This window comes from Inconstantimicrobium porci, from assembly GCF_009696465.1.
In the GTDB taxonomy this organism is placed as follows: Bacteria; Bacillota; Clostridia; order Clostridiales; family Clostridiaceae; genus Inconstantimicrobium; species Inconstantimicrobium porci.
In genome coordinates this window covers 1-21,967 of sequence record NZ_VULX01000036.1, presented here as the reverse complement: position 1 = coordinate 21,967, position 21,967 = coordinate 1, and the positions used below count along the sequence as shown (strand labels likewise).

Here is a 21,967-nt window from a genome sequence, read left to right as displayed (position 1 = left end):
AGTTTAATTGCTTAGCTTAATCTTAGCTTAATTACTAAAAGAATTGCTGGTCTAATAAAAAGTTTGTATAAACTATTAATTTCCTCTGTTTAATTTTCAAAGATCATAAGCAGGTGTTCCAAATCTTGATTTGGCACATTCGCTTACTTCTCACTTGTGAGAAGTTCCTTTTTCTTGTCTGCTTTTCAGCGACATTGACTATATTATCATCTTATAATATTACTGTCAACACTTTATTTAAAATTAAATTAAAAAATATTTTCCTTTAAACTCTAACCCCATTTATTAATATTTTCTTAATACTTAATACTTTCTTAAACATAAGTAAATTGCTTGTATTATGAGCTGTTAATTAAATATAATTGTTACTGTAAAGAGTTGCTAAATACAAAGCTGATTTAGTTTTAAAATATAGAAATAATATTTTTAAGGAAGGTTTATTTAATATGAATATTCAAATTAAAAAAAGTGTACTTACTCTCTCTATATTAAGTACCTTATCAAAAAAAGAAATTAATGGTTATCAATTATCTGTACTTATATCAAAAAAGTTAGATATCCCAAGTGGAGAAATATATCCTGCACTACGTAACCTTATAGAAAAAGGATATATATCATTTTATCTTCAGGATTCAGCAGATAATATTCCACAGAAAACTTACAAACTTACAGATGAGGGCCTTAAGCAAAAAGAAACTTTGGAAAATGAATGGAACACTTTAACTAAGTCATTAAATTCTATACTAAGGGGTGATGATATTAATGAATAAAACAGAATTTATAAACGTTATTTCAAATGGTCTTTGTGATTTTCCTGAAAAAATAAGAAAAGAAATTATTGCAGACTATGAAGAACATTTTTCTTACGGAACAGCTGAAAGTAAAACAGAGGCTGAAATTATAAACGAACTTGGTGATCCTTATAAGATAGTAAAATCATATAGAGAAAATTATTTTTCAAGATTTAATAAAGATAATAGCAACATTAATAACAATTACGATATTGTCCCACATAAGAAACGAAGCCCTGCATTCTGGATTATACTTATAATTATATTAGTTATGGCAAGTCCAGTTATTATAGGCATAAGTGCAGGCATCTTCGCTTTAGTGGTTGGTATTTTGGTAGCATGTGTCAGTATTTTTGTTTGCGGGTTAGGTTTTTTCCTTGCAGGTGCATTTGGAATTACAGGAATAATAAATAATGTAATGAATATAGATATAAACATTCCAGTATCAAGTCAGATTTTATTAGGTATTGGTACAATATGTTTATCAATACTAATTGCAATTTTATTCTTCTTTATAATAAAACTAATTATTTTCTTAATAAAACAGCTAATAAACTGTTTTAAATAACGGGGGTGCAGTAATGAACAAGAAAAAATCTTATAAAATACTTGGAATATTCACCACAGTAATTTTTATAGTTATGATAAGCTGTTATATTGGTGCAGCACTTATCATTAAAGATGCTAATGGAAGCATAATAGACATGTTTAAGAATTTCCACGGTATTTATTTTAATATAAATGATGAATATACAAATCCAGAGTTCACATATAGTGATTCATCATTAGGCAGTTTATCTTCTACAATAAACCAGCCTCTTGATAATGTAAATTCAGTCAATATAAAAACATTCTCTCCTGATGTTAAAGTTAATGTAGGCAATACAAATGAAATAACAGTTAAACTTATTACAAAATCTAATGATATTAAACTTGATAAAGTTGTATCTAATAATGAACTTACAGTGTATGTTAAAGCAAAAAAATCAATTGCACACTTTAATCTACCTGACTGCAAAGTAGAAGTCACTCTGCCAGCTAATTATAAGAAGTCATTTAATGTTGATGGTAAATCAGCAGATATTTCTATAACTGGTATAGAATTCAGCGATCTTAATCTTCATTCAGTTTCAGGAAAAATAAATACAACTGATACTACTGCTGAAACATTAAAATTATCTACGATATCAGGTGAAATTGAATGTTCAGATGCTACTGCAAAAGATTTAAATTTATCAACAGTATCAGGAGATATAAAATCATCAGGCAAATATAACAAACTATATTCAAAATCAGTTTCTGGTGAAATAAAACTTCAATTATCTAAAGATATTAATGATGCTACTGTCAACACAACTTCTGGAGACATAAAAATACAAACTTCAGGTGACTTTGGTGCAAAACTTGATTTATCCACTACTTCTGGTGAAATAAAAAATGGCTTAGCTGTAAAGAACATTACTTCTTCAAACAGAAAATTTACAGGAGAGTCTTCAGATGGATCAGATAGAATAATAAAAGCACATACAATTTCAGGAGAAATAAAAATAGATTAAAATATAATTTATTACTCAATAAAAGACTCAGTAAGATAAATTTACTGAGTCTTTTATTTTCTGTATTAGTCTCTATTGTACTATATCAAATAGTTTTGCTATATCATCATCAGTCAACTTAAGCAGTGTATCTGAGTCCTGAAGTTGATCTCCAAGTACTTTTGATATAAGCTCCTTCTTTTCCATCTGAAGTTTAACTATCTTTTCTTCTATTGAACCGCTGGCCACAAGCTTGATAACCTCTACTACATGTTTCTGTCCAAATCTATGAGCTCTGTCTGTTGCCTGATCTTCTACTGCAGGATTCCACCATGGATCGAAATGAATAACTGTATCAGCTGTAGTTAGGTTAAGACCAGTTCCTCCAGCCTTCAGAGAAATAAGGAATACTGAATACTCTTTATTGTTGAATTTATCAACAAGCTTGATTCTCTCTTCAGACTTTATGCTTCCATCAAGATAGCAGTAACTTATGCATTCTTTAGACAGTCTTGATGCAATATTCTTAAGCACAGTTGTAAACTGAGAGAACACAAGAATTCTATGACCTTCATTGATGCTGTCGTTAAGTATTTCAATAAGAGCCTCAACCTTACCACTGCCACCTCTATAACCATCAATTACAACTGATGGATCAAGACACAGCTGTCTAAGCCTTGTAAGACATGATAAAATCTCAATTCTGTTATTTTTCATATCATCATTTTTAATATGATTTTCTAATTTTTCCTTAACATCCTTAACGTATGATGCGTATACCTTCTTCTGCCTGTCTGTCATCTCAACAACAATCTGCTTCTCAATCTTATCAGGCAGTTCCTTTATAACATCCTTTTTATATCTTCTAAGTATGAACGGCTTTATATGCCTATTAAGCTCATCTAATGTTTCGCCCTTGTTTATCTTTTTTTCGAAATTCTCATTAAATATTGATTTACTATATAAATATCCCGGCATAATAAAATCAAATATTGACCATAACTCAATAAGTGAGTTTTCTATAGGCGTACCAGTAAGCGCAAACTTAATATCTGCATCTATTGATTTAACAGCTGCTGCTCCTTGCGATGCTGGATTCTTGATATTCTGAGCTTCATCAATGATGAATATATCAAACTTTAATCCCTTGTATTCATCTATATCACGTCTTAAAAGATTGTATGAGGTTATAATTACATCATATTTATCCTTGTTTTTTAATATAGATTCACGTCTAAGCTTATTAGAGACAACTACTGCAGTCTTCAACTCAGGTGCAAACTTTTCAATTTCAGTTTTCCAGTTATAAACAAGCGATGTCGGTGCTACAATCAGCGTGTTCTTCGCATTCTGAGACAAGATAAACGCTATAGTCTGAATAGTTTTACCAAGCCCCATTTCATCGCCAAGTATTCCTCCAAAACCTAGAGAAGCTAGAGTCTTAAGCCACTTAAAACCAGTAACCTGATAACTTCTTAGTTTAGCATTAAGCTCCTTTGGAACTGTAAAGTCCATTGTGTTGATTTCTCTTACCTTTTTAGTAATTTCCTTAATATCTTCAATTCCTGTAATATAATCTATATCATTATCATCTATATAATTTTCAAGATAAAATGCCTTATTATTAGGCACTTCCACTTTACCATTCTTCACTTTTGAATTAATAGACAAGTGTTCAATAAGCGTAAAGAAATCTCTTACTTCATCATCTTCAAAGTCGATAAAGTCCTCATTCTTAAGCTGATAATACTTTCTGTTTTCCTTAAAAGCCTTCAAGATATTCTTCATTTCAGAATCGCTGACATCTGCCACATTAAATGTAAAATCTAGATATCCTCTTTCTGTCTTCTTAATATTAGCTTTTATTGATTCCATCCTGTGAATCTTATTGTTTCTAAACCTGTCTGAATAGAACACTTCGCCCATCTCTATAAGTTTCTTCACACCATCTGTAACAAATTCGTACTCCCCGTCGCCTTTAAGCACATATTTATTATCAATCTTGTTAAAACCAAGATTATAAACAGCATCAGTTATCTTATCCTCCATTTCAAGATCACGAATAATCAGGAATGGATTATCTGTAGTACTGTTCTGTTCCACAGTATTATCACCATATTTAAACTTCACTCTAAGAATTATTCCTTTGTTTCTATCAAGATAGAATTCTGTTTTCAGCTTTTCATTAACAATTCTGTCCCTTATCTTCTTGTCAATTTTAACATTATCAGTTACCTGCTCAAGAATTGGCACAAGTTTTGTTACAACACTTTCTAAAGAAGACTTCTTAAAAATCAGATTATGTTCTTCGTTAAATGCTTCATAAATTAGTTTATATTGATCATACTTTCCGCTGTTAGGTAAATATAGCTTATATCCAGATAGATATAATTCACCACAGCCTGAAACATCTTCAGGGAAGTCATTGCCACTTTTTATTTCTATTTCTTCATTCTTATCAATAACGCTGAACAATAATGGCAGCTCCTCTTTAACTACCTCAACCTGCTTATATGTAAGACCGTTATACTCAAAATCTATCTTTTCGCCAAGATACATCTTAAGGAATTCACCAATCTTGCTCTTGGGTATCTTCAGATACTTTCCTTTAAGCACATTTGATGATACATAAGCTGAAAAAGACCTATTCATAGAAAATCCTTCTATGTCAAACATACCTCTTATAAAATTAATAACATTCTTATCTCTTTTAGAAAAAAACTGATTTCCAGGATCGAATGTGAACTCTTTACCATATTCAATAGTATAATTATTTTCCACCGCACGTATAAAATCAACAAGATTCTTAAGTGAATACATCTTACCTTCACCGATTTTAAATTCTGCTACAAAACATGTGTAATTACACGCAAGTCTGCTGAGTTCAAGCCTTACTTTCTTCTTTTCATTAAATCGCGTATCAAGTTTCTTCAGAATGAATTCTGACTTAGAAAGTGTCGTCTGTTTCTTAAGCTCTGCATTAAGTATATCAATGGCCCTATATGACATAGCTACTATATGCTTGCATGCATACAGTCTTCTGCCATACATATTTACTTCCCTGTCAAAATCCTTGCATGTACATCTAAATTCACTTATAGCCTTACTGTTCATATCTATACAGATTTCAGTATTATATGTATTATATAAGCTTTCTGAAATCACTTCACCAGCAACTATAAACTGATCCTTATAAGTGCCACATTCAACTTTTGACACAAGATCTTCATCATAATATTTTCTTGCTCTTATAACTCCTGTTCGTTTTGCATACAGTCGTACGCTTTTTAGAAGTTCAATTTTATACATTCCGCAAAAACCCCTTGTCTTTACTTTTTAATATAGTATTAATTATAATCCTTTTACAATTTTATGAACAACTTTTTCATACTTTGTAAAATTTATTTAATTCTATAAGCTGTTTTCTGCTTACTTCATATTTCAGATTTCTTTTTTCATACTCATACTGTAATATGCCTTCAGCTTCTTCTATATTCTTAGCAAGTCTTATCTGATTTTTTACCTCTCCAAAGATTTTTAACATATTGTTCTTCTTCCACATATCATACTTTCTCCTGATATCACCAGCAATTATTCTGCTGTCACCACGAACAGTACTTACGCTGTAAAGTTCAGAATTAAGCCTTTTTGTATTCTGATTATCCCTTTCAAACTTAGACAGTATGATAAAACTTCCGTAGTCATACTCTGTTCTCATCAGCCTACCATAAATCTGTTTGATGTCAATTGCAACAATAGGGTAATTTATCATATTATAATATGTAAAATAACGATCGTCATCTTTTTCAAGCCTCTTGATAAGAGTCTCATATAGTGGCTCCTTGCCATTTATGTTAGGAACCTTGTCTAAGATGATAGTATTCATGGCATCCCCAGGTATATCAACACCTTCAAAGAATCCTCTTGAGCCAAGGAAAATATATCTTTCATCTCTCTTTTTAAGCTTATCAATGTCTTTCTTCCTTGTAAGAAGCCTGATGCCCTTTTTCTCTATATCTTTTCTAATGCATCTTTCAAATTCATTAAGCCTTACCTTACTGGTAAAGAGCATAAGAATATTTCCTTCTATTGTATCTACAATATTAAGCACAAACTGAGCTGCTTCTGCTACAAACTCATGAAGAGCTTTAGGATCACTCTGTAAAACAGGTGCATAAATCGTGCTGTTCTTTTTATAATTAAAAACAGGATCTATTGCTGGAACCTCCACAAGTTTTTTCTTGTTTTCAAGACATTTGTCTATACCGAGAGTACTTTTGAAGTCATCATAGTTTCCCCTTGAAGTAAGTGTTGCTGAAATAAACATCCCGCTTTCCAAAGGATCTACAACTTTAGAATAAAATTCATTCGAAACATCAAGAGGCGTATACTTTATGCTCCACCACTTAAATCCCTTATGCACATCATAACTGTAGCAGTAATTTGCCATCTGCTGCTTGATACAGCTTTCTACTACATCCTTTATAGTATCCATGTTCTTAACTTTCTCAGCAAGAATTTTCAGTCTTTTATCATTCTTAAGCCCTTCATTGCACTGCAGCCTTTCCAGTGACTTGTTTATTTCTATATTAAAGACTGTAAGGCTTGCAACAAACTGTTCCATGCTTTTTCTTACATTACTGAATTTTTTATCTTCAATGTTTATGCATTCTTTAATGTCATAGATAAGTTCTTTTTCTTTGCCGTTACTTCTTTCTTTTATGTAGCATTCAAATGAATCGCTGATATTCTGTATTGAAATAATTATATTCTTAAGATGATTGTTAAGCACAGAAGCATCATAAATATCTTTATATTTTCTACCTAAATAAAGCAGATATCCACTCTTATAATCAGGAGCATATATGTCTCTTAAATTTTTCATGATATCTTTTGAAGTAACTTCACATTCAAATGCTGAATAAACTTCTTTTTTCAGGTTATGTGCTTCATCCACAATAAGATTCTTTATTTCAACTTCAGTTCTGTATGGCCATTTAAGCAGCAGTGAATGATTTATAATGATGATGTTTGCTTCCTTAAGCTTTTCAACTTCTTTGGCATAAAAGCACTGTTCCTTATATTCACATGACTTTATGTCACAGTACTCAGAATCACAGCTGCATTCATCAACAATCTTGTCAATTTCAAAATGGTTTCTCACCCAGTAATTTATATCTTCAATGTCACCGCAGTTCTTAATAAAAGCACTTCTGTAGAGGTAAACATATCCCATTCTTTCTTCTAAGCTTATAGGAAGATCCATAAGCTTGATTCTATCCATGCAGAGATAATTATTCTTTCCCTTCATGCTGACATAATTTATGTTGTTCCTTAATGACAAGATATCAAGAAGATTTGGAATATCCTTTTCTACAAGCTGTGTCTGCAGCCCTTTTGTGTTAGTTGAAATCACTATCTTGGCGCCAGTTTTGTATGAATATATTACACTTGGCAGAAGATAAGCAAGACTCTTTCCTATGCCAGTAGGTGCCTCTACTAAAGTAACATTGCCGTTAACAAGGCAGTCCTTAACCTTCTCTGAAACATCAATTTGCTGCTTTCTTATGCTGTAGCTTCTGCCAGTTCTTCTCCATAATTGTTCATCCATAAAAAGCTGCTCATATTTATCATAATCAACAGGTATTATAGGTACATGCTTTTCTTTTCTTAACGGTCTTTCATAAAGAGGCACTGCATGTGGTTCAATATACTTAATCCAGTTCCAGTCATCTAGGTTTGAAAATTCATGAGGAAGCACCATACTTGATTCTATCCATAAATCTTCAAGTATTTTATTTACTACCTTTATCGTATCCTTGGCATCTTCAAGACCTCTATGCTGTTCTTTTAAATCAGGCTTTATATATTCTTTTATAAGAGCTTCAAGGTTATATTCCTTAAGGCCAGGATTCACAAGAGCTGCCAGCTCCATAGAATCAAGAAATTCATTTTTCAATTCATATCCCAATGCTTTACCATATGTAGATAAGAACTTCTTTTCAAAAGCTGCATTATGACATATAAGCGGCATATCTTCTATGAAATCAACAAGACATGGAAAAATATCTTTTATTGTTGGTGATTTATCAAGAGCATCGTGACTGATACCGCTACATAAATCAAGTATATCAAGCGAAAGCTTCTTCCTTGGGTTAACAAGAGTATGAAACTCACTATATTCTCCATCTTTATATTTAACTGCACCTATTTCAATAATTCTCTCCCATTTTCGCATGTTCTCATCATCAAGAGAATCTGAAAGTCCTGTAGTTTCTATATCCAAATAAACAACGTTGTCAATAAGACTTTTAATTCTATTCATAATTTCCTCTTTCAACATAAATATTTATAATTATATTTTATTCTACATATACTATTTTTAAAAGCAGTTAAATAATATTTATTAAGATTTTGCTAACATTAATTAATCGCCTTGTTTTTAATGGAAATATTAAATATACTATAAAATAGCTTATATATTTTACATAATAAAGGAGACTAAACATGTTCATAATTAATTTTATCCGTGGATTTATAATGTCGCTTGCTGACAGCGTACCTGGTGTATCTGGTGGAACTATCGCATTTATACTTGGATTTTACGATAAATTTATCAATTCACTTAACTTAATAGTATCAAAAAATAAGGAAGAAAGAAATGAAGCTCTATTCTTCTTAATAAAACTTGGTATCGGCTGGATTACTGGATTTATATTATCTGTATTATTCTTATCATCAATATTCGACAGCCACATTTATATGATAAGTTCATTATTTACTGGTTTTATATTATTTTCTATTCCATTAATAATTAAAGAAGAAAGAGAATCTTTAGCTGGCAAGTATAAAAATATAATTTTCACACTTTTAGGTGCATTGCTTGTAATAGGTATTTCTTATATGAACCCATCATCAAATGGAAACGGATTAAACCTTGCTATTGGTTCACTTTCAATTAAATTAGTGATTTATATTTTTATAGTTGGTGCAGTTGCCATATCAGCAATGGTTCTTCCAGGTATATCAGGATCAACGCTTTTACTTATTTTCGGACTTTATGCTCCTATAATAAGTTCAATAAAGGAAGTTTTATCTTTTAACTTCAGCTATCTTCCAGTACTTATCGTATTTGGACTTGGTGTTATCTTTGGTATTGTTGCTACTATAAGAACTATTCGTAAATTATTAAAAAACTCAAGATCAAAGATGATTTACTTTATTCTTGGACTAATGATAGGTTCATTCTATCCAGTATTTATGGGTGCAACAACTTTAAAAATTCCTCAGCCAGCAATGACTCTAAGTACTTTTAACTGGATATTCTTCATCATCGGTGGAGCCATAATACTTGGACTTGAAAAGTTAAAGAACGTTATTAGTGAATAATAATTTAAATTCCTATAAAATAAAGACATCAGAGGGCATAACCTGCTGATGTCTTTTCTTAATTTCATATTATTTTTCAACACTAATTATATATGTCTACAAGTTATATAAGCTGTATAACAACCATAATTCATAAATCATACTGTGGTTATCCTATATTGAAGTATCAGTACAGTTAAAAATACTGTCAGCAAATTCATTTTTTAATCTCAGTACAATCTGATAACAGATTATATTAACTGTACTGAGTAGTTATCTCGAATAAGTTTCATATTTCCACCCCAAAACATTGCTTAAAATAATATAAAACACATTATATCTTAATATTGTAAATTATTCAATAATTATTCACTTAATTCAATAAACTTATCTATATCATCTTCTATAGTCTTAAGAGATGCTCTCCAGAAATTTATATCATGAATATCTATACCCATAACTTTAGTAATATCAGCAATATTATTTCTTCCTGTTATAGCTAACAGCTGCTCATAATCCTTCACAAAATCTTGACCTCTCTTTAGATATTCAGCATATAAACCCTTAGCAAACAAAAGTCCAAATGCATAAGGAAAGTTATAGAAATTGTAATCAGCATAATAATAATGAGGCTTCCAAGTCCACATATATGGATGAAGGTACTGAGGATCAAGTCCGTCTCCATATGATTCTTTCTGCGCCTCTATCATACACTGCTTTATTTCTTCAACGCTCAATGCTGATTCCTTTCTCTTTTCAAATACTGACTTTTCAAATAAGAATCTTGAATATATATCAACGATTACCTGATTACAATCACTAATTTCCTGCTCTAGTATTGCTAGTGCCTCATCCTTTGAAGCTTCCTTAACAGCAGCCTTCTTAATGATAGTTTCACAGAAAATTGATGCTGTTTCTGCAATCGGCATTGGATAATCACAGTTTAATATTGATTCTCCCTTTAAGCATTCACCATGAAATCCATGTCCAAGCTCATGTGCAAGAGTAACAACATCACTGAAGTTACCGCCATAATTTAGAAGTATTCTGCTTTCACCTATTGTGGTAATATTTGAGCAGAATCCTCCACCAACCTTCCCCTCTCTAGGTTCAACATCTATCCATGCATTATCAATAGCCTTCTTTGCAAAGTCTGCAAGATCATCACTAAATGTCCTGAAGTTCTTTATAACAAATTCAGCTCCTTTTTCATAAGTGAACTTCATCTTAGCACTAGATACTGGTGCATACATTTCATAAAATGGTAGACCATTTTTATATCCAAGCATTTTAGCTTTACACTTCATGTACTTTCTGAAATGAGGAAGGCTTTCCTTCATGGCAGTAAGCATGGCATCAAGTGATTCCTTATCCATTCTTGAACCTACAAGAGTCATTTCTATAGGTGATTTATATCCCCTTAAATCACAAACAGTAAGAACCTCTCCCTTGATTCCATTAAGGCAGGCAGCCACTCCTTCTTCAACTTTATAATATGATGCAATTTCAGCATCATAACCTTTTTTTCTAACATCCTTATCTTTATCATAAGCCATGTTTAAAACAACAGTTAATGGTAGCTGCTTCATTTCACCATCCTGCTCTATATCCACCTTAAGATTTGAAATAAGATTATCTTTAAGTTTTGACCAGGCATTTGATCCTGTGTTCTTCATCTTTGAAATTATAGTTTCTTCCTTATAACTTAATAGATACTTACTTTTTTCTACTATTTCTTTAATTATAAATTTATGTTCTTTTAACAATGATGACTTTTCAATTACACTATCTATATCTTTAATTCCTCTTATCCACTTGTTAATTCTTGTTGTAGGAGAAACCATCTCACTCATCTTAGCTTCTAATAAATCTGAATTCTTTGATGCTTTTTCATTCTTTGTGTCTGCACTTAAAGTCAAACTTATGAAATTATCAAGATTCACCATCAATTTTGTAATTGTTATCTTTCTACTTATATACTCTTCAATTTTCTTCACTTCATTATCATAATCTTTAGTGATTTTTTCTGCAAAATCACCAAATTCATATATGCATTCATCTAATCTTTTCATATCATTCTTGAATTCTTCACTGTCAAAAGATGAATACAACTCTTTTAAGTTCCATGTTAATTGCATAATCCTACCCCCTGTTTCTAATACTTCTATCATTTCCTCATACTTAATTCTGCAAAACAACTAGAAGAATAATAATCATAATTTCAATATTTAACTATATTTTTTACACTACTGTTAATTATATCATAATACCATTATTAATATAATTTAAATATTCATGTTTCCACAAACACAAATGTTCTTGACAGAAAGACAGCCAAGGAGTATAGTGTACTTGTTCAAAACACATATGTATTCATTTGAATACACATGTGTTTAATATCGACAATAAGTAAAAATAGGGGGTTATTTTATGAAAAATCTTACTTTGTTAAAACGAATTTTTATAGCACTTATTCTAGGGGTTATTTTGGGGATAACTTGTAGTAAGACAGGAATTCTGTTTCCTGTAAAGATTTTTGCTACTTTCAGCGGATTGTTTGGTAACTTTCTATCTTTTGTGATTCCATTCATAATAATAGGATTTATTGTCCCTGGTATTGCAAATCTTGGAAAAAGTTCAGGAAAGACTTTGTTATTAACAACAGCCTTTGCTTATGTATCAACAATAATAGCAGGTACAATAGCTTATCTTTTGGGAGTATCAATTCTTCCAAAGCTTATAACTAAAGCTACTCTTTCTAAAGGAAGTGGACTAGCTGCTGATCCATACTTCACAATAAATATTCCACCAATGTTCGATATAATGTCAGCATTAGTGTTTGCTTTTGTAATGGGTATTGCTCTTTCAAAAATGAAAAACAGCTCATTATTAAACGGCTTTAATGAATTCAGCAAAATAATAACAATGGTAATTGAAAAGGTACTTATACCTCTTGTTCCTGTATATATTTTCTCAATATTTGCAAAGCTAAGCTTGAGCGGGGAAATATTCACAACATTAAAGTCTTTTGCTTTTGTATATGCAATAATAATTCCACTTCAGCTATTATATATACTAGCCCAATACAGTCTTGCAGGTGGAATATCTGGAAAGAATCTATTTAAAATGTTAAAAAATCAGCTTCCATCATACTTTACAGCTTTAGGCACTCAGTCATCTGCAGCAACTATTCCTGTAAACTTAAAATGCGTTAAGGAAAATGGCGTTTCAGAAGATATTGCAGATTTTGTTGTTCCACTATGTGCTACAATACACCTTGCTGGTGATACTATTACTCTTGTTCTTGCATCAATGGGTGTTATGTATTTAAACAATAAAGTTCCTACATTTACAACAATGATGCCTTTCATCTTTATGCTTGGTGTTACAATGGTAGCTGCCCCCGGAGTTCCTGGAGGTGGTGTAATGGCTGCTCTTGGTCTTTTGCAGTCAATGCTTGGCTTTGGAGACGTAGAAAAATCTATTATGATAGCACTTCATGCTGCACAGGACAGCTTTGGTACAGCAACAAATGTTACTGGTGATGGTGCAATTGCAGTAATTATGGATTATATAATACAGAAACTGGCAGCTAGGGAAATTAAAAAAGAAACAGTAGCAAAACCTGATCTAGAACTGCAGAAAGCAGTAGTAAATAAGTAGATTCCTTAAAATCTTATATATAAAAAAGGCAGAGACTTTTAAAGTCCCTGCTCTTTTACATTAAATATAACGGTGTATTTATAAATTATTAGTACATATGCTATTATTAATTCCTTATTTGATTCCTCTTACGTGAACTCCGCCTTCTATACATTTAATTCTTACTGGGAAATCTGGTCCTCTTTCACCATCAATATCAGTTACAATATCCTCATCTGTTTCAATTAAGATATCATCAGATTTAAAGTATAAAACTTTCGAGTCATCAAGATGTTCTCCCTTAAGAACCTTTATAAATAAGGGCAGAAGATCATGTATAGCTGTAGCTTTAAAAAGAATAACATCTAATTTTCCATCACTCACATCTGCACGTGTTGCAAGCTTCATATTTCCTGCTGTCTGTCCATTAAAAACAAGCATAAGATACATTTCACCATCATACGTAACTTCTTTAGATGATATTTTAACCTTTAGCCTTCTAAAATTCGGAAGCTGTTCAATCCCCTTAATATAATATGCAAGCTTTCCTATACTATTTTTCAATTCATCATCTGTTTTCTGCGATATATCTGTAAACAATCCTGTAGACGCAACATTTATAAAATACTTATCATTTATCTTGCCTATATCAACAGCTTTAGGTTCATATTTTATTATTTGTTCACAAGCTCTAGATATATCTGAAGGTATTCCTATGAATTTAGCAAAATCATTTGCAGTTCCTACTGGCAGTATTCCTATAGGTAAATTTATATCTTTCTTTTTCATAGCATTTACTACACTATCTACAGTTCCATCTCCACCTGCTAGTAATATGTAACTATATGACTCATCAATATCATAAAAAGCATCTTCTAAACTATGACCTTTGCTTATTCTATATGGAACTACTGTATAACCATTTCTTTGATGTATCTCTATTACATTATCAAGATTATTCAGTATAGTATTTTCTCCTGAATAAGGATTATATATAAATTTCACTTTTTTCAAAGTATTTACCCCCTAATTCAATTTTCTAATTAATAATAGAATTATACCATATAGTATAACTTATTTGTGCACAATTACAATTTAAATATTTCTTTTCTTAAATTTACCTTAAAACACTTTATTTTTTTCATTTTATCTGATATATGTTATTATAGTTAATATTGCTACAGTTATTGTACAATATGTATAGGAGTGATTATATGAAAAAATCGTGGATACCAAATATATTTACATTTACGAATCTTGGATGTGGAGTTCTTTCAATTTTAAGCACATTTGAACATAAATATATCAATGCATGTATATTTATAATTATTGCAGCACTTGTTGATAGATATGATGGAAGGATAGCACGTCATCTTGATGTTTCATCTGAAATAGGTAAACAGCTTGATTCATTAGCTGATTTAGTGTCATTTGGAGTTTCACCAGCTATATTAACTTACGTCTGCTTCAACTTAAGCAGCATTGGCCCTTATGGAATACTTGGCTATGTACTTGTTCTACTTTTTCCTATATGTGGAGCATTTAGACTTGCACGTTATAATATAACAGACTTTAACGGTGTATTTACAGGAGTTCCAATAACTATAGCAGGAAGTGTAATGACAATTCTTATATTAATACACACACAAACAAATATGCATCCGATAATTCCAATATTATTTATGATTTTACTTTCTTACCTAATGGTTAGTACAGTAAGCTTAAAGAAAAGATAAAAAACTTGGTCAATATTTTGGCCAAGCTTTTTTATTATATTCCATCTCATTCGTCATAATCACTATTATCATAACTCTGTGATATATCATCATTACTCTCTATATTTTCATTATCATAAGTATCATTTTCATTATTATCCTTATAAACTATCTCATCACTATTCTGTCCAGCATTATTATTTTCATTCTCTCCTTGATATTTAATATCATCCGCTTCATTATTAGATGGCTCAGCAGCTGGTGTTTCTGTATTATTACCCTGTCCATTATTTCCTTGATTATTACCACCATTATTTCCAGCATTATCGCCGCCATTATTTCCACCATTATTAGAATTTTTTCCAAAACCGTTGAAGCCATTCTTAAATACATTCTTATATATATCAGGCATATTATTAATGGTATTAAACTGCCCAGCCAGAAATAAACCAGAACCCAGTTCTGAAAACACAGAACTTTTGGGAACATTATGAGCTATATAACCAGCCTTAGATTGAAGATAATCAAGATAGCAGAAATCAACTTCCCCGATTGCATCAATTAGTTCGTCTATTATATCTCCCATTGTATTGGCCCTTTTTAAAGCCTTTTTTATATCACTCTTTTTAGAAAACGCAATATTATTAAGTGCACTAGCTCCATCAATCAAAGTTCTATATACGCTTACATACTTACCAAGCATTTCACATATATTATTTATTTCTGTAAAATACGCATCATATAGCTCTTTATATGCAGCCATATATAATTCCTCCTACACATAACATAATTGCACTATACTATTCTATTTTTTAAATCATGCAATTATACTATAAAAAGAGTAAATACTATTCAGCTTTCTTCTTGCAGCTATCTGAGCAATATCTCTTAAAGAACTTTCTTGGATAATGACATAATGGACACTCATTTGGTGCTTCTTTACCTACATATATATATCCACAGTTCATACATCTCCACATTACTTCATCATCACTTTTATACAGCCTTTCATCCTTAAGTTTTTTATAGAGTTCTGAAAATCTTTTTTTATGAGATTCCTCTACTTCCTGAAGGTCAGCATAAAAGTCTGCTATATCCTCAAATCCTTCCTTCTTAGCTGTTTCTTCAAACTTTTTGTATATGCACTCTGTTTCTTCACTCTCTCCCTCTACTGCTTTTTTTAGATTTTCTTCTGTTGTACCTACAAAGCATAGGTATCTTTTAAATACTTCACGAGCATGTGCATACTCATTTAATGCAGTTTCATCAAAGATTTTCTTAATCCATAAATATCCTTCTTTATCTGCTTTCTCCCCAAAAAGATTATACATATTCCTGGCTCTTGACTCACCAGCAAAAGTTCTCATAAGATTTTTATAAGTTTCACTATCTTTTAATTCCATTACTACAATCATTCCTTCAAAATATTCACATATACATCCTATGTCTAATAAATCAATTTCGTTACAATTAATCTTTTGAACATAAATATACATCTTAACTAATGTGAATAAAAAAGAAGTGAATAGTTAATAGTGAACAACGAATAGAAAAGGTATTCGTTATTCACTAAATATTATCTTATATTATTATAAAAAACTTTTATTCTATAGTTACGTCATTTCCGTCACAGGTAAATTTGATCATCTCTCCTGTTTTATCTTTGCTTTCAAGTGCTATAGGATACTTCCATAACTTATATAGATTCTTAAGTGTCTCTCTTGCGTATGATCTCTCTAAAGTCCTGCCATCATATACATGCTCCAATGTAAGAACAAATGTCTTTAGGTTAAGGTCTTTGACTCTTATATATGGCAGTCCATTTATTCCTGTATCATTTACAAGATTGTCACGAATCTTCTTCCATCCCTCATCATCAGATACTTCGCTTACTACATAATCATAGCCCTTCTGTTCATATTCAAATAGCCCAAGTTTATTGCACATTTCTTCTGTAAGGTACTTTCTTAAAAATGAATTATCCCTTTCAATTTTTCTTACCTCAAATATTTTATCTTTTCCATACCTTTTTTCTATATCTTCAAAAAGCTTAAATCCTATATAATAAGGATTTAACCTTCCTGGAATAGCAGCGATTACATCATTATGTCTTTTTATAAATTCAAGATGAAGAGTCTGTGGAAGATTAAGCGATTTCAAAATATTATAATGAGTATAGCTTGCCCATCCTTCATTCATTATCTTTGTCTCTATCTGAGGCATAAAATATAAACTCTCTCTTCTTACGATTTCTATAATCTGCTTTTCCCACTCTTCAAGCCTTCCATAAGAAGTTATAAACTTAAGTAAATCATCCTGTGGCTCTAGTGGAAATTTTGTAAGGTCAGGTTCATCTATCTTAACAGTTTCATCAAGCAGGCCTCTTTCTTCGATTTTTCTACAGTATTCAACCAACATCTTCTCTTTAAGCTCATCATTAGACTGCTGCTTAAATCCTACAACTCTACATACCTGATATCTTAATGAATGTGCAGCATCTAACACATGCTCAACTTTATTATAACCAATACTTGGATCATTAATATATGACCTTATGATGTCAGCATCAAGCTTGAACATTTCAATAACAGTATCAGCCTTAGTTCCTTCAACAAAAAGCCTGTTATTTTTGAAGAAATCATTATGCCCGTATACATGTGCCATTGTAAGTATCTGAAGAAGAAGTGTATTATCACGCATTAAATATGCTATACATGGATTTGAGTTTATGACCATTTCATATGGAAGGCCAGTAAGATTAAAAGAATACAGAGTCTTATTCTTCTCATAAGCCTTACCAAAGCTCCAGTGTGGATATCTTGAAGGCATTCCAAGATATGCTTCATGGCTGAGCATCTCATTATAACCTATAATCTCAAACTCCTGAGGATAATAGTCAAGACCGTATTCTTTTACCTTTGCTTCTATCTTATCATTCCATGCTTCAAGATCGCTTACATTATAATCAATCATAATTCTACTCCTTTAATTCCTTTGATAATACATTCTTTATGGCAGTCCATATGTCTTTCTTCTCCTTAACTATCATTGGCACAAAATTCTTATTGCTTACTTCTTTAACAAATCTATAATACATTGTTGTTGAATAAGTTGATGGCAAAAGTTCACAGTATGAAACAAGATTGCTTACTTCACATATCTTCTTGACACTTGCAATAGCTTTCTCATTATCTTCACTCCAGTTATCACCATCTGAAGCATAGAAGGTATATATATTCCACATTTCTTTTGGATACTTTTCTTTTATAAGATCAAGAGCCGCATCAAAGCCTGATGATATATAAGTTCCTCCAGACTCTCCTCTATGGAAGAATTCATATTCTCCTACCACTTTGGCCACTGTTGTATGTGAAATAAACTCAAAACATATATTGTTATACTTTCTTCTTATAAATTTTGAAAGTACAAAGAAAAATGACCGTGCCAGAAATTTTTTAGTATTATCCATTGAGCCTGACACATCCATGATAAATATAAGTACAGCGTTGCTTTCTCTCTTAGGTTTTTGCTTTACTCTATAATACCTTAGGTCATCTTCTATAAAAGGAAATCTATCTTGTTCATCAACCTCTATACCCTTTTCCATTAAGGCACGTTTTCTGCCTTGTTTTCTCTGGATCTTTGCCATTACTGTCTTTTTCTTTGCAAATCTAGGATTTATACCATATCTCTGATACCCTTTTTTTTTGCCGCTTGATTCCACAATAATCTCTGAATACTTTTTTCTGTCAAGGTTAGGCAGATTGAGATCTTCTACTATATAATCCAGAAGTTCCTCTAATGTTACTTCTGTTTCATATATTTCATCGCCTTCTGAATTTCCTGCGCCATCGTTTCCTTCACCTTTAGCCTGCTTTTTCCCTACCTTATCTCCTCTTTTTTCATTGCCTGTTCCAGTACTTACCCCACCGGAACCATCACCATATATAAACTGATATTCACGTATTCCTCTTATAGGGATTTTAAATTTTTTATTTTTTGTCTCACCTATTATACTTTCCTCTGATAATATATCTCCCAAGTTTTCTTTTATTGATTTATCAACAAGCTGCCTATGCCTTCTTCTATCTTCGATAGCTCTATCATGTTCAACCTGATTTTCTCCGTAGTCTCTAAAAATAGCCATAATATCAGTCCTTCCATAGGTTGTTTGCAGCGTATTTTAAGATGACATCACAACAGTAATCACAGTAACCGTTATTCTTCATCTCTTCTACCATGGAATTATACTTTTCATCCTGCTCCTTGTCTCTTATACGTGACTTAGTAATAATTCTTGAAATGTCTTTAACAGAAGTAGTAAGTTTCTTCTCTATTGCTTCTTTTAGTGGCTCATAAGACTTGTAATCAATCTTGCCGCCATTTCTTACTACATAGAACATATAAGAAGTAACATCAGATCTAAATCCTTTTGCTGAGCTTTCAGAAATACCTACATGCTCTTCTATACTTCTCATAAATTCTTCATCTGCAACAAGCTGTTCACCTGTAGCTTTATCTTTAAGTTTTCTATTATTAACGTATGCTTCTGCATTATCAAGATAATTATCGAAAAGACTTTCAGCCTGCTCTCTGAATGAATGTATGAATGCTTTTGTAACTTCTTTTTCAAGAGTCTTGTTATACTCTTTTCGTATTGTATCCTGAAGTATAGTAAGGTACTTTTTCTTTATTTCAGGTGCTGAATCAAGATCCTTTACAGACTTTATAAGACTTTCTATAACGCTAAGAGGATTTATACAGTTAGTATCTGAATTTGAAAGTGCATTATCTATTGCCTTGATAATAAACCTTGTAGAAATTCCCTTCATGCCTTCTGTAGGGCCTGCCTCTTCCCTAAGTTCCATAATATCTATCTTCTTTGTAGTTCCTTTTTCTACTATATCTTCACCATTATATATCTTAAGTTTTGTCATTGGATCAACCTTTGCTGAAGGTGATAACCTTGATAATATTGCAAACATAGCTGCTACTTCAAGTGTATGTGGGGCTATATGCGCAGTAAAATTACTCTTCTTTAATATCTTTTCATAAATCTTCTTTTCCTCATTAAGCTCTAAACAATATGGAACTTCAATCTTTACTATTCTGTCTAGAATTGCTTCGTTAGTATGATCTGACTTAAACTTAACCCATTCAGCTTCATTTGAATGCGCAACAATAATTCCATCAAAATAAATCATGGCGCCTTTTCCTGGTGATGGAATTGATTTTTCCTGAGTAGCAGTAATTATTGTATGAAGATATTCAACATCATTCTTAAATACTTCGATAAACTCAACCATTCCTCTGTTTCCAACATCAAATGCTCCATTAAGTGAAAAAATTCTTGGGTCATCCTCTGGATACATATCCATCTTTGAAATATCTATTGATCCTGTAAGTACTGAAGTATCCTGATTATTAGGATCTACTGGTGGTACAACTCCTATTCCCTTTCTTGATCTTATAGAGAAGCCTACCTGTTCAACAGGAACTTCTTCATATTTTCCTTTATAGTCATGCATAAGCTTATATCTACATACTGGGCATAAATCACCTTCAATCTGTACTCCAAGAGCTTCTCCAAATTCTTTTCTTAAATGCTTTGGTACAAGATGTAGTGGTTCTTCATGCATAGGACATCCCTTTATAGCATAAAAAGGTGGTGCAGCTTCCAGTGCATTCTTTAATGCCTCTACAATTGAAGATTTTCCAGCTCCAACAGGACCTACAAGATAAAGAACCTGTCTTGCTTCTTCACCTTTCATTGCTGCAGAATGAAAATAGTTCACAAGTTTCATTATGACTTTGTCTATTCCAAAAAAGTCATTTTTAAAAAAGTTATACTTCTTTATTGTTTCATTCCCATAAATCTTCTTAATCCTATAATTTTCTTCCGGTTTTAATACCTCGTATCCTTGTCCATTTATGATATCATACATTCTTTTATGTGCTAGTTCTGCTATATCAGGATTTTTCTTTAAAACCTCAAGGTAATCAAGAAAGTTTCCTTGAAATTTTTCATTGTTTGATTTTTCACGGTCATTTAAAATCAACTCTTTAAAATCCATTGTAGACACCTCCTTTTGTAAAAATATATTCAAAAAAAATCCCTTTTATAACTACCCAATATAAACATACTATTTATGCTTATGTTAAGGATACCAGCTATAAAAAGGATCTTACTTTACTTAAATATTTAGTTGTATTATATAATTACTCTACTCATAGTACTGCGCCTGAGTATTATAAAGTTCTGCATATATTCCATTTTTACTTAGCAATTCATCATGTGTTCCGTACTCAGCTATTTTTCCATGTTCTAATACTACAATGTTATCACAGAATTTACAGCTGCTCATCCTATGAGATATATAAAGCGCTGTTTTATTATTTATCATCTTATTAAAATTCTCATATATCTCTGCTTCAGCAATTGGATCAAGTGCTGCAGTAGGCTCATCTAAAATAATAAATGGTGCATCTTTGTATAAAGCTCTTGCAATAGCAATTCTCTGTGATAAATTGCAATAACAAATTGAACTAATTTTATTTTTCCATTTGAACCCTTGAATTTTTAAGCTGCATAGATCTCATCGAGGTACTTTTCAAAAAGCTCCTCTGGAGTTCGGTAGTCTAAGATTTTACGTGGAAGAGTGTTCATCCATTCTTCAATAAACCCTATGTTATCAACACTATAATCAGATATACGCTTTCCCTTGGGGATAAATCGACGTATTAGGCCATTATGACGCTCATTTGTGCCCTTTTCAAATGATGAATAAGGATGTGTGTAGGACGCTCTGAGATGCTTTTACCAAGTATCTTCTTATGCTTTTTCACAACTGTATGTTTGGTGCTTCTACGAAGCTTTAACGGAAGATCAGCATTCTTAATAGATAGTAATCCTAAA

At 31.6% G+C, this 21,967-nt stretch carries 15 protein-coding genes and 2 pseudogenes; 6 read left to right on the top strand and 11 right to left on the bottom strand.

Going from position 1 to position 21,967, the window contains the following annotated elements; all coding sequences use genetic code 11:
• The first annotated feature begins 446 nt into the window (after window positions 1-446).
• From FYJ33_RS14800 to FYJ33_RS14790, 3 genes are read left to right on the top strand one after another with little or no spacing between them, the layout of a single operon-like run.
• A complete protein-coding gene (locus tag FYJ33_RS14800; protein ID WP_154532571.1) occupies window positions 447-770 on the top strand; it encodes a PadR family transcriptional regulator in 324 nt (107 codons plus the stop codon).
• Window positions 763-1,359 (top strand): DUF1700 domain-containing protein, encoded by a 597-nt coding sequence (locus FYJ33_RS14795; protein WP_206046721.1) that lies wholly within the window; start codon window positions 763-765, stop codon window positions 1,357-1,359. The genes FYJ33_RS14800 and FYJ33_RS14795 overlap by 8 nt, the downstream gene beginning before the upstream one ends.
• A 13-nt stretch (window positions 1,360-1,372) precedes the next feature.
• The gene (locus tag FYJ33_RS14790) at window positions 1,373-2,347 is read left to right on the top strand and encodes a DUF4097 family beta strand repeat-containing protein (RefSeq protein WP_154532567.1); all 975 of its coding nucleotides are present in this window, start codon (window positions 1,373-1,375) and stop codon (window positions 2,345-2,347) included.
• A gap of 72 nt (window positions 2,348-2,419) precedes the next feature.
• Here the strand turns inward: FYJ33_RS14790 and FYJ33_RS14785 are convergent, their stop codons facing one another.
• Window positions 2,420-5,635 (bottom strand): DEAD/DEAH box helicase, encoded by a 3,216-nt coding sequence (locus FYJ33_RS14785; protein ID WP_154532565.1) that lies wholly within the window; start codon window positions 5,633-5,635, stop codon window positions 2,420-2,422.
• A gap of 76 nt (window positions 5,636-5,711) precedes the next feature.
• Complete coding sequence (locus FYJ33_RS14780; RefSeq protein WP_206046720.1) at window positions 5,712-8,651, bottom strand: exonuclease domain-containing protein; 2,940 nt, start codon at window positions 8,649-8,651, stop codon at window positions 5,712-5,714.
• A 182-nt stretch (window positions 8,652-8,833) separates the two neighbouring features.
• Here FYJ33_RS14780 and FYJ33_RS14775 point away from each other — a divergent pair, with 182 nt between their 5' ends.
• The gene (locus FYJ33_RS14775; protein ID WP_154532562.1) at window positions 8,834-9,715 is read left to right on the top strand and encodes a DUF368 domain-containing protein; all 882 of its coding nucleotides are present in this window, start codon (window positions 8,834-8,836) and stop codon (window positions 9,713-9,715) included.
• Window positions 9,716-10,059: 344 nt separating this feature from the next.
• On the opposite strand, the gene FYJ33_RS14770 is transcribed toward FYJ33_RS14775, so the two are convergent.
• Complete coding sequence (locus tag FYJ33_RS14770) at window positions 10,060-11,832, bottom strand: M3 family oligoendopeptidase (RefSeq protein ID WP_154532560.1); 1,773 nt, start codon at window positions 11,830-11,832, stop codon at window positions 10,060-10,062.
• A 292-nt stretch (window positions 11,833-12,124) separates the two neighbouring features.
• Here FYJ33_RS14770 and FYJ33_RS14765 point away from each other — a divergent pair, with 292 nt between their 5' ends.
• Window positions 12,125-13,357: a dicarboxylate/amino acid:cation symporter gene (locus FYJ33_RS14765; protein WP_154532558.1), complete on the top strand. Its 1,233-nt coding sequence runs from the start codon at window positions 12,125-12,127 to the stop codon at window positions 13,355-13,357.
• 114 nt (window positions 13,358-13,471) lie between these two features.
• On the opposite strand, the gene FYJ33_RS14760 is transcribed toward FYJ33_RS14765, so the two are convergent.
• The gene (locus FYJ33_RS14760) at window positions 13,472-14,350 is read right to left on the bottom strand and encodes a YegS/Rv2252/BmrU family lipid kinase (protein ID WP_154532556.1); all 879 of its coding nucleotides are present in this window, start codon (window positions 14,348-14,350) and stop codon (window positions 13,472-13,474) included.
• Between the two features lie 200 nt (window positions 14,351-14,550).
• On the opposite strand from FYJ33_RS14760, the gene pssA reads away from it, so the two are divergent.
• Entirely contained in the window at window positions 14,551-15,072 is a 522-nt protein-coding gene (gene pssA, locus FYJ33_RS14755) for a CDP-diacylglycerol--serine O-phosphatidyltransferase (RefSeq protein WP_154532554.1), read from the top strand.
• A 46-nt stretch (window positions 15,073-15,118) separates the two neighbouring features.
• On the opposite strand, the gene FYJ33_RS16095 is transcribed toward pssA, so the two are convergent.
• From FYJ33_RS16095 to FYJ33_RS14720, 7 genes and pseudogenes are all read right to left on the bottom strand, one after another.
• Entirely contained in the window at window positions 15,119-15,814 is a 696-nt protein-coding gene (locus FYJ33_RS16095) for a hypothetical protein (protein WP_206046719.1), read from the bottom strand.
• A gap of 85 nt (window positions 15,815-15,899) precedes the next feature.
• Window positions 15,900-16,454 (bottom strand): rubrerythrin family protein, encoded by a 555-nt coding sequence (locus FYJ33_RS14745; protein ID WP_154532573.1) that lies wholly within the window; start codon window positions 16,452-16,454, stop codon window positions 15,900-15,902.
• 199 nt (window positions 16,455-16,653) lie between these two features.
• Window positions 16,654-18,021, bottom strand: coding sequence for a SpoVR family protein (locus FYJ33_RS14740; protein ID WP_328598715.1), 1,368 nt, complete (start codon window positions 18,019-18,021; stop codon window positions 16,654-16,656).
• Window positions 18,022-18,028: 7 nt separating this feature from the next.
• Complete coding sequence (yhbH, locus tag FYJ33_RS14735; protein WP_154532550.1) at window positions 18,029-19,198, bottom strand: sporulation protein YhbH; 1,170 nt, start codon at window positions 19,196-19,198, stop codon at window positions 18,029-18,031.
• A gap of 4 nt (window positions 19,199-19,202) precedes the next feature.
• Window positions 19,203-21,125, bottom strand: a complete 1,923-nt coding sequence (locus FYJ33_RS14730) for a PrkA family serine protein kinase (protein ID WP_154532548.1) — start codon at window positions 21,123-21,125, stop codon at window positions 19,203-19,205.
• Between the two features lie 150 nt (window positions 21,126-21,275).
• Window positions 21,276-21,575, bottom strand: a pseudogene (locus FYJ33_RS14725) (ABC transporter ATP-binding protein); the annotation flags it as partial.
• 56 nt (window positions 21,576-21,631) lie between these two features.
• A pseudogene (locus tag FYJ33_RS14720) lies at window positions 21,632-21,850 on the bottom strand (transposase); the annotation flags it as partial.
• Window positions 21,851-21,967 lie beyond the last annotated feature (117 nt).

What these genes read in the sequence shown, in the direction of transcription:
- pssA (WP_154532554.1), top strand. Translation starts at nt 14,551, where the DNA reads ATGAAAAAATCGTGGATACCAAATATATTTACATTTACGAATCTTGGA.
- FYJ33_RS14730 (WP_154532548.1), bottom strand. Translation starts at nt 21,125, where the DNA reads ATGGATTTTAAAGAGTTGATTTTAAATGACCGTGAAAAATCAAACAAT.
- FYJ33_RS14775 (WP_154532562.1), top strand. Translation starts at nt 8,834, where the DNA reads ATGTTCATAATTAATTTTATCCGTGGATTTATAATGTCGCTTGCTGAC.
- FYJ33_RS14745 (WP_154532573.1), bottom strand. Translation starts at nt 16,454, where the DNA reads ATGGAATTAAAAGATAGTGAAACTTATAAAAATCTTATGAGAACTTTT.
- yhbH (WP_154532550.1), bottom strand. Translation starts at nt 19,198, where the DNA reads ATGGCTATTTTTAGAGACTACGGAGAAAATCAGGTTGAACATGATAGA.
- FYJ33_RS14765 (WP_154532558.1), top strand. Translation starts at nt 12,125, where the DNA reads ATGAAAAATCTTACTTTGTTAAAACGAATTTTTATAGCACTTATTCTA.
- FYJ33_RS14785 (WP_154532565.1), bottom strand. Translation starts at nt 5,635, where the DNA reads ATGTATAAAATTGAACTTCTAAAAAGCGTACGACTGTATGCAAAACGA.
- FYJ33_RS14800 (WP_154532571.1), top strand. Translation starts at nt 447, where the DNA reads ATGAATATTCAAATTAAAAAAAGTGTACTTACTCTCTCTATATTAAGT.
- FYJ33_RS14770 (WP_154532560.1), bottom strand. Translation starts at nt 11,832, where the DNA reads ATGCAATTAACATGGAACTTAAAAGAGTTGTATTCATCTTTTGACAGT.
- FYJ33_RS14790 (WP_154532567.1), top strand. Translation starts at nt 1,373, where the DNA reads ATGAACAAGAAAAAATCTTATAAAATACTTGGAATATTCACCACAGTA.
- FYJ33_RS14780 (WP_206046720.1), bottom strand. Translation starts at nt 8,651, where the DNA reads ATGAATAGAATTAAAAGTCTTATTGACAACGTTGTTTATTTGGATATA.
- FYJ33_RS14795 (WP_206046721.1), top strand. Translation starts at nt 763, where the DNA reads ATGAATAAAACAGAATTTATAAACGTTATTTCAAATGGTCTTTGTGAT.
- FYJ33_RS16095 (WP_206046719.1), bottom strand. Translation starts at nt 15,814, where the DNA reads ATGGCTGCATATAAAGAGCTATATGATGCGTATTTTACAGAAATAAAT.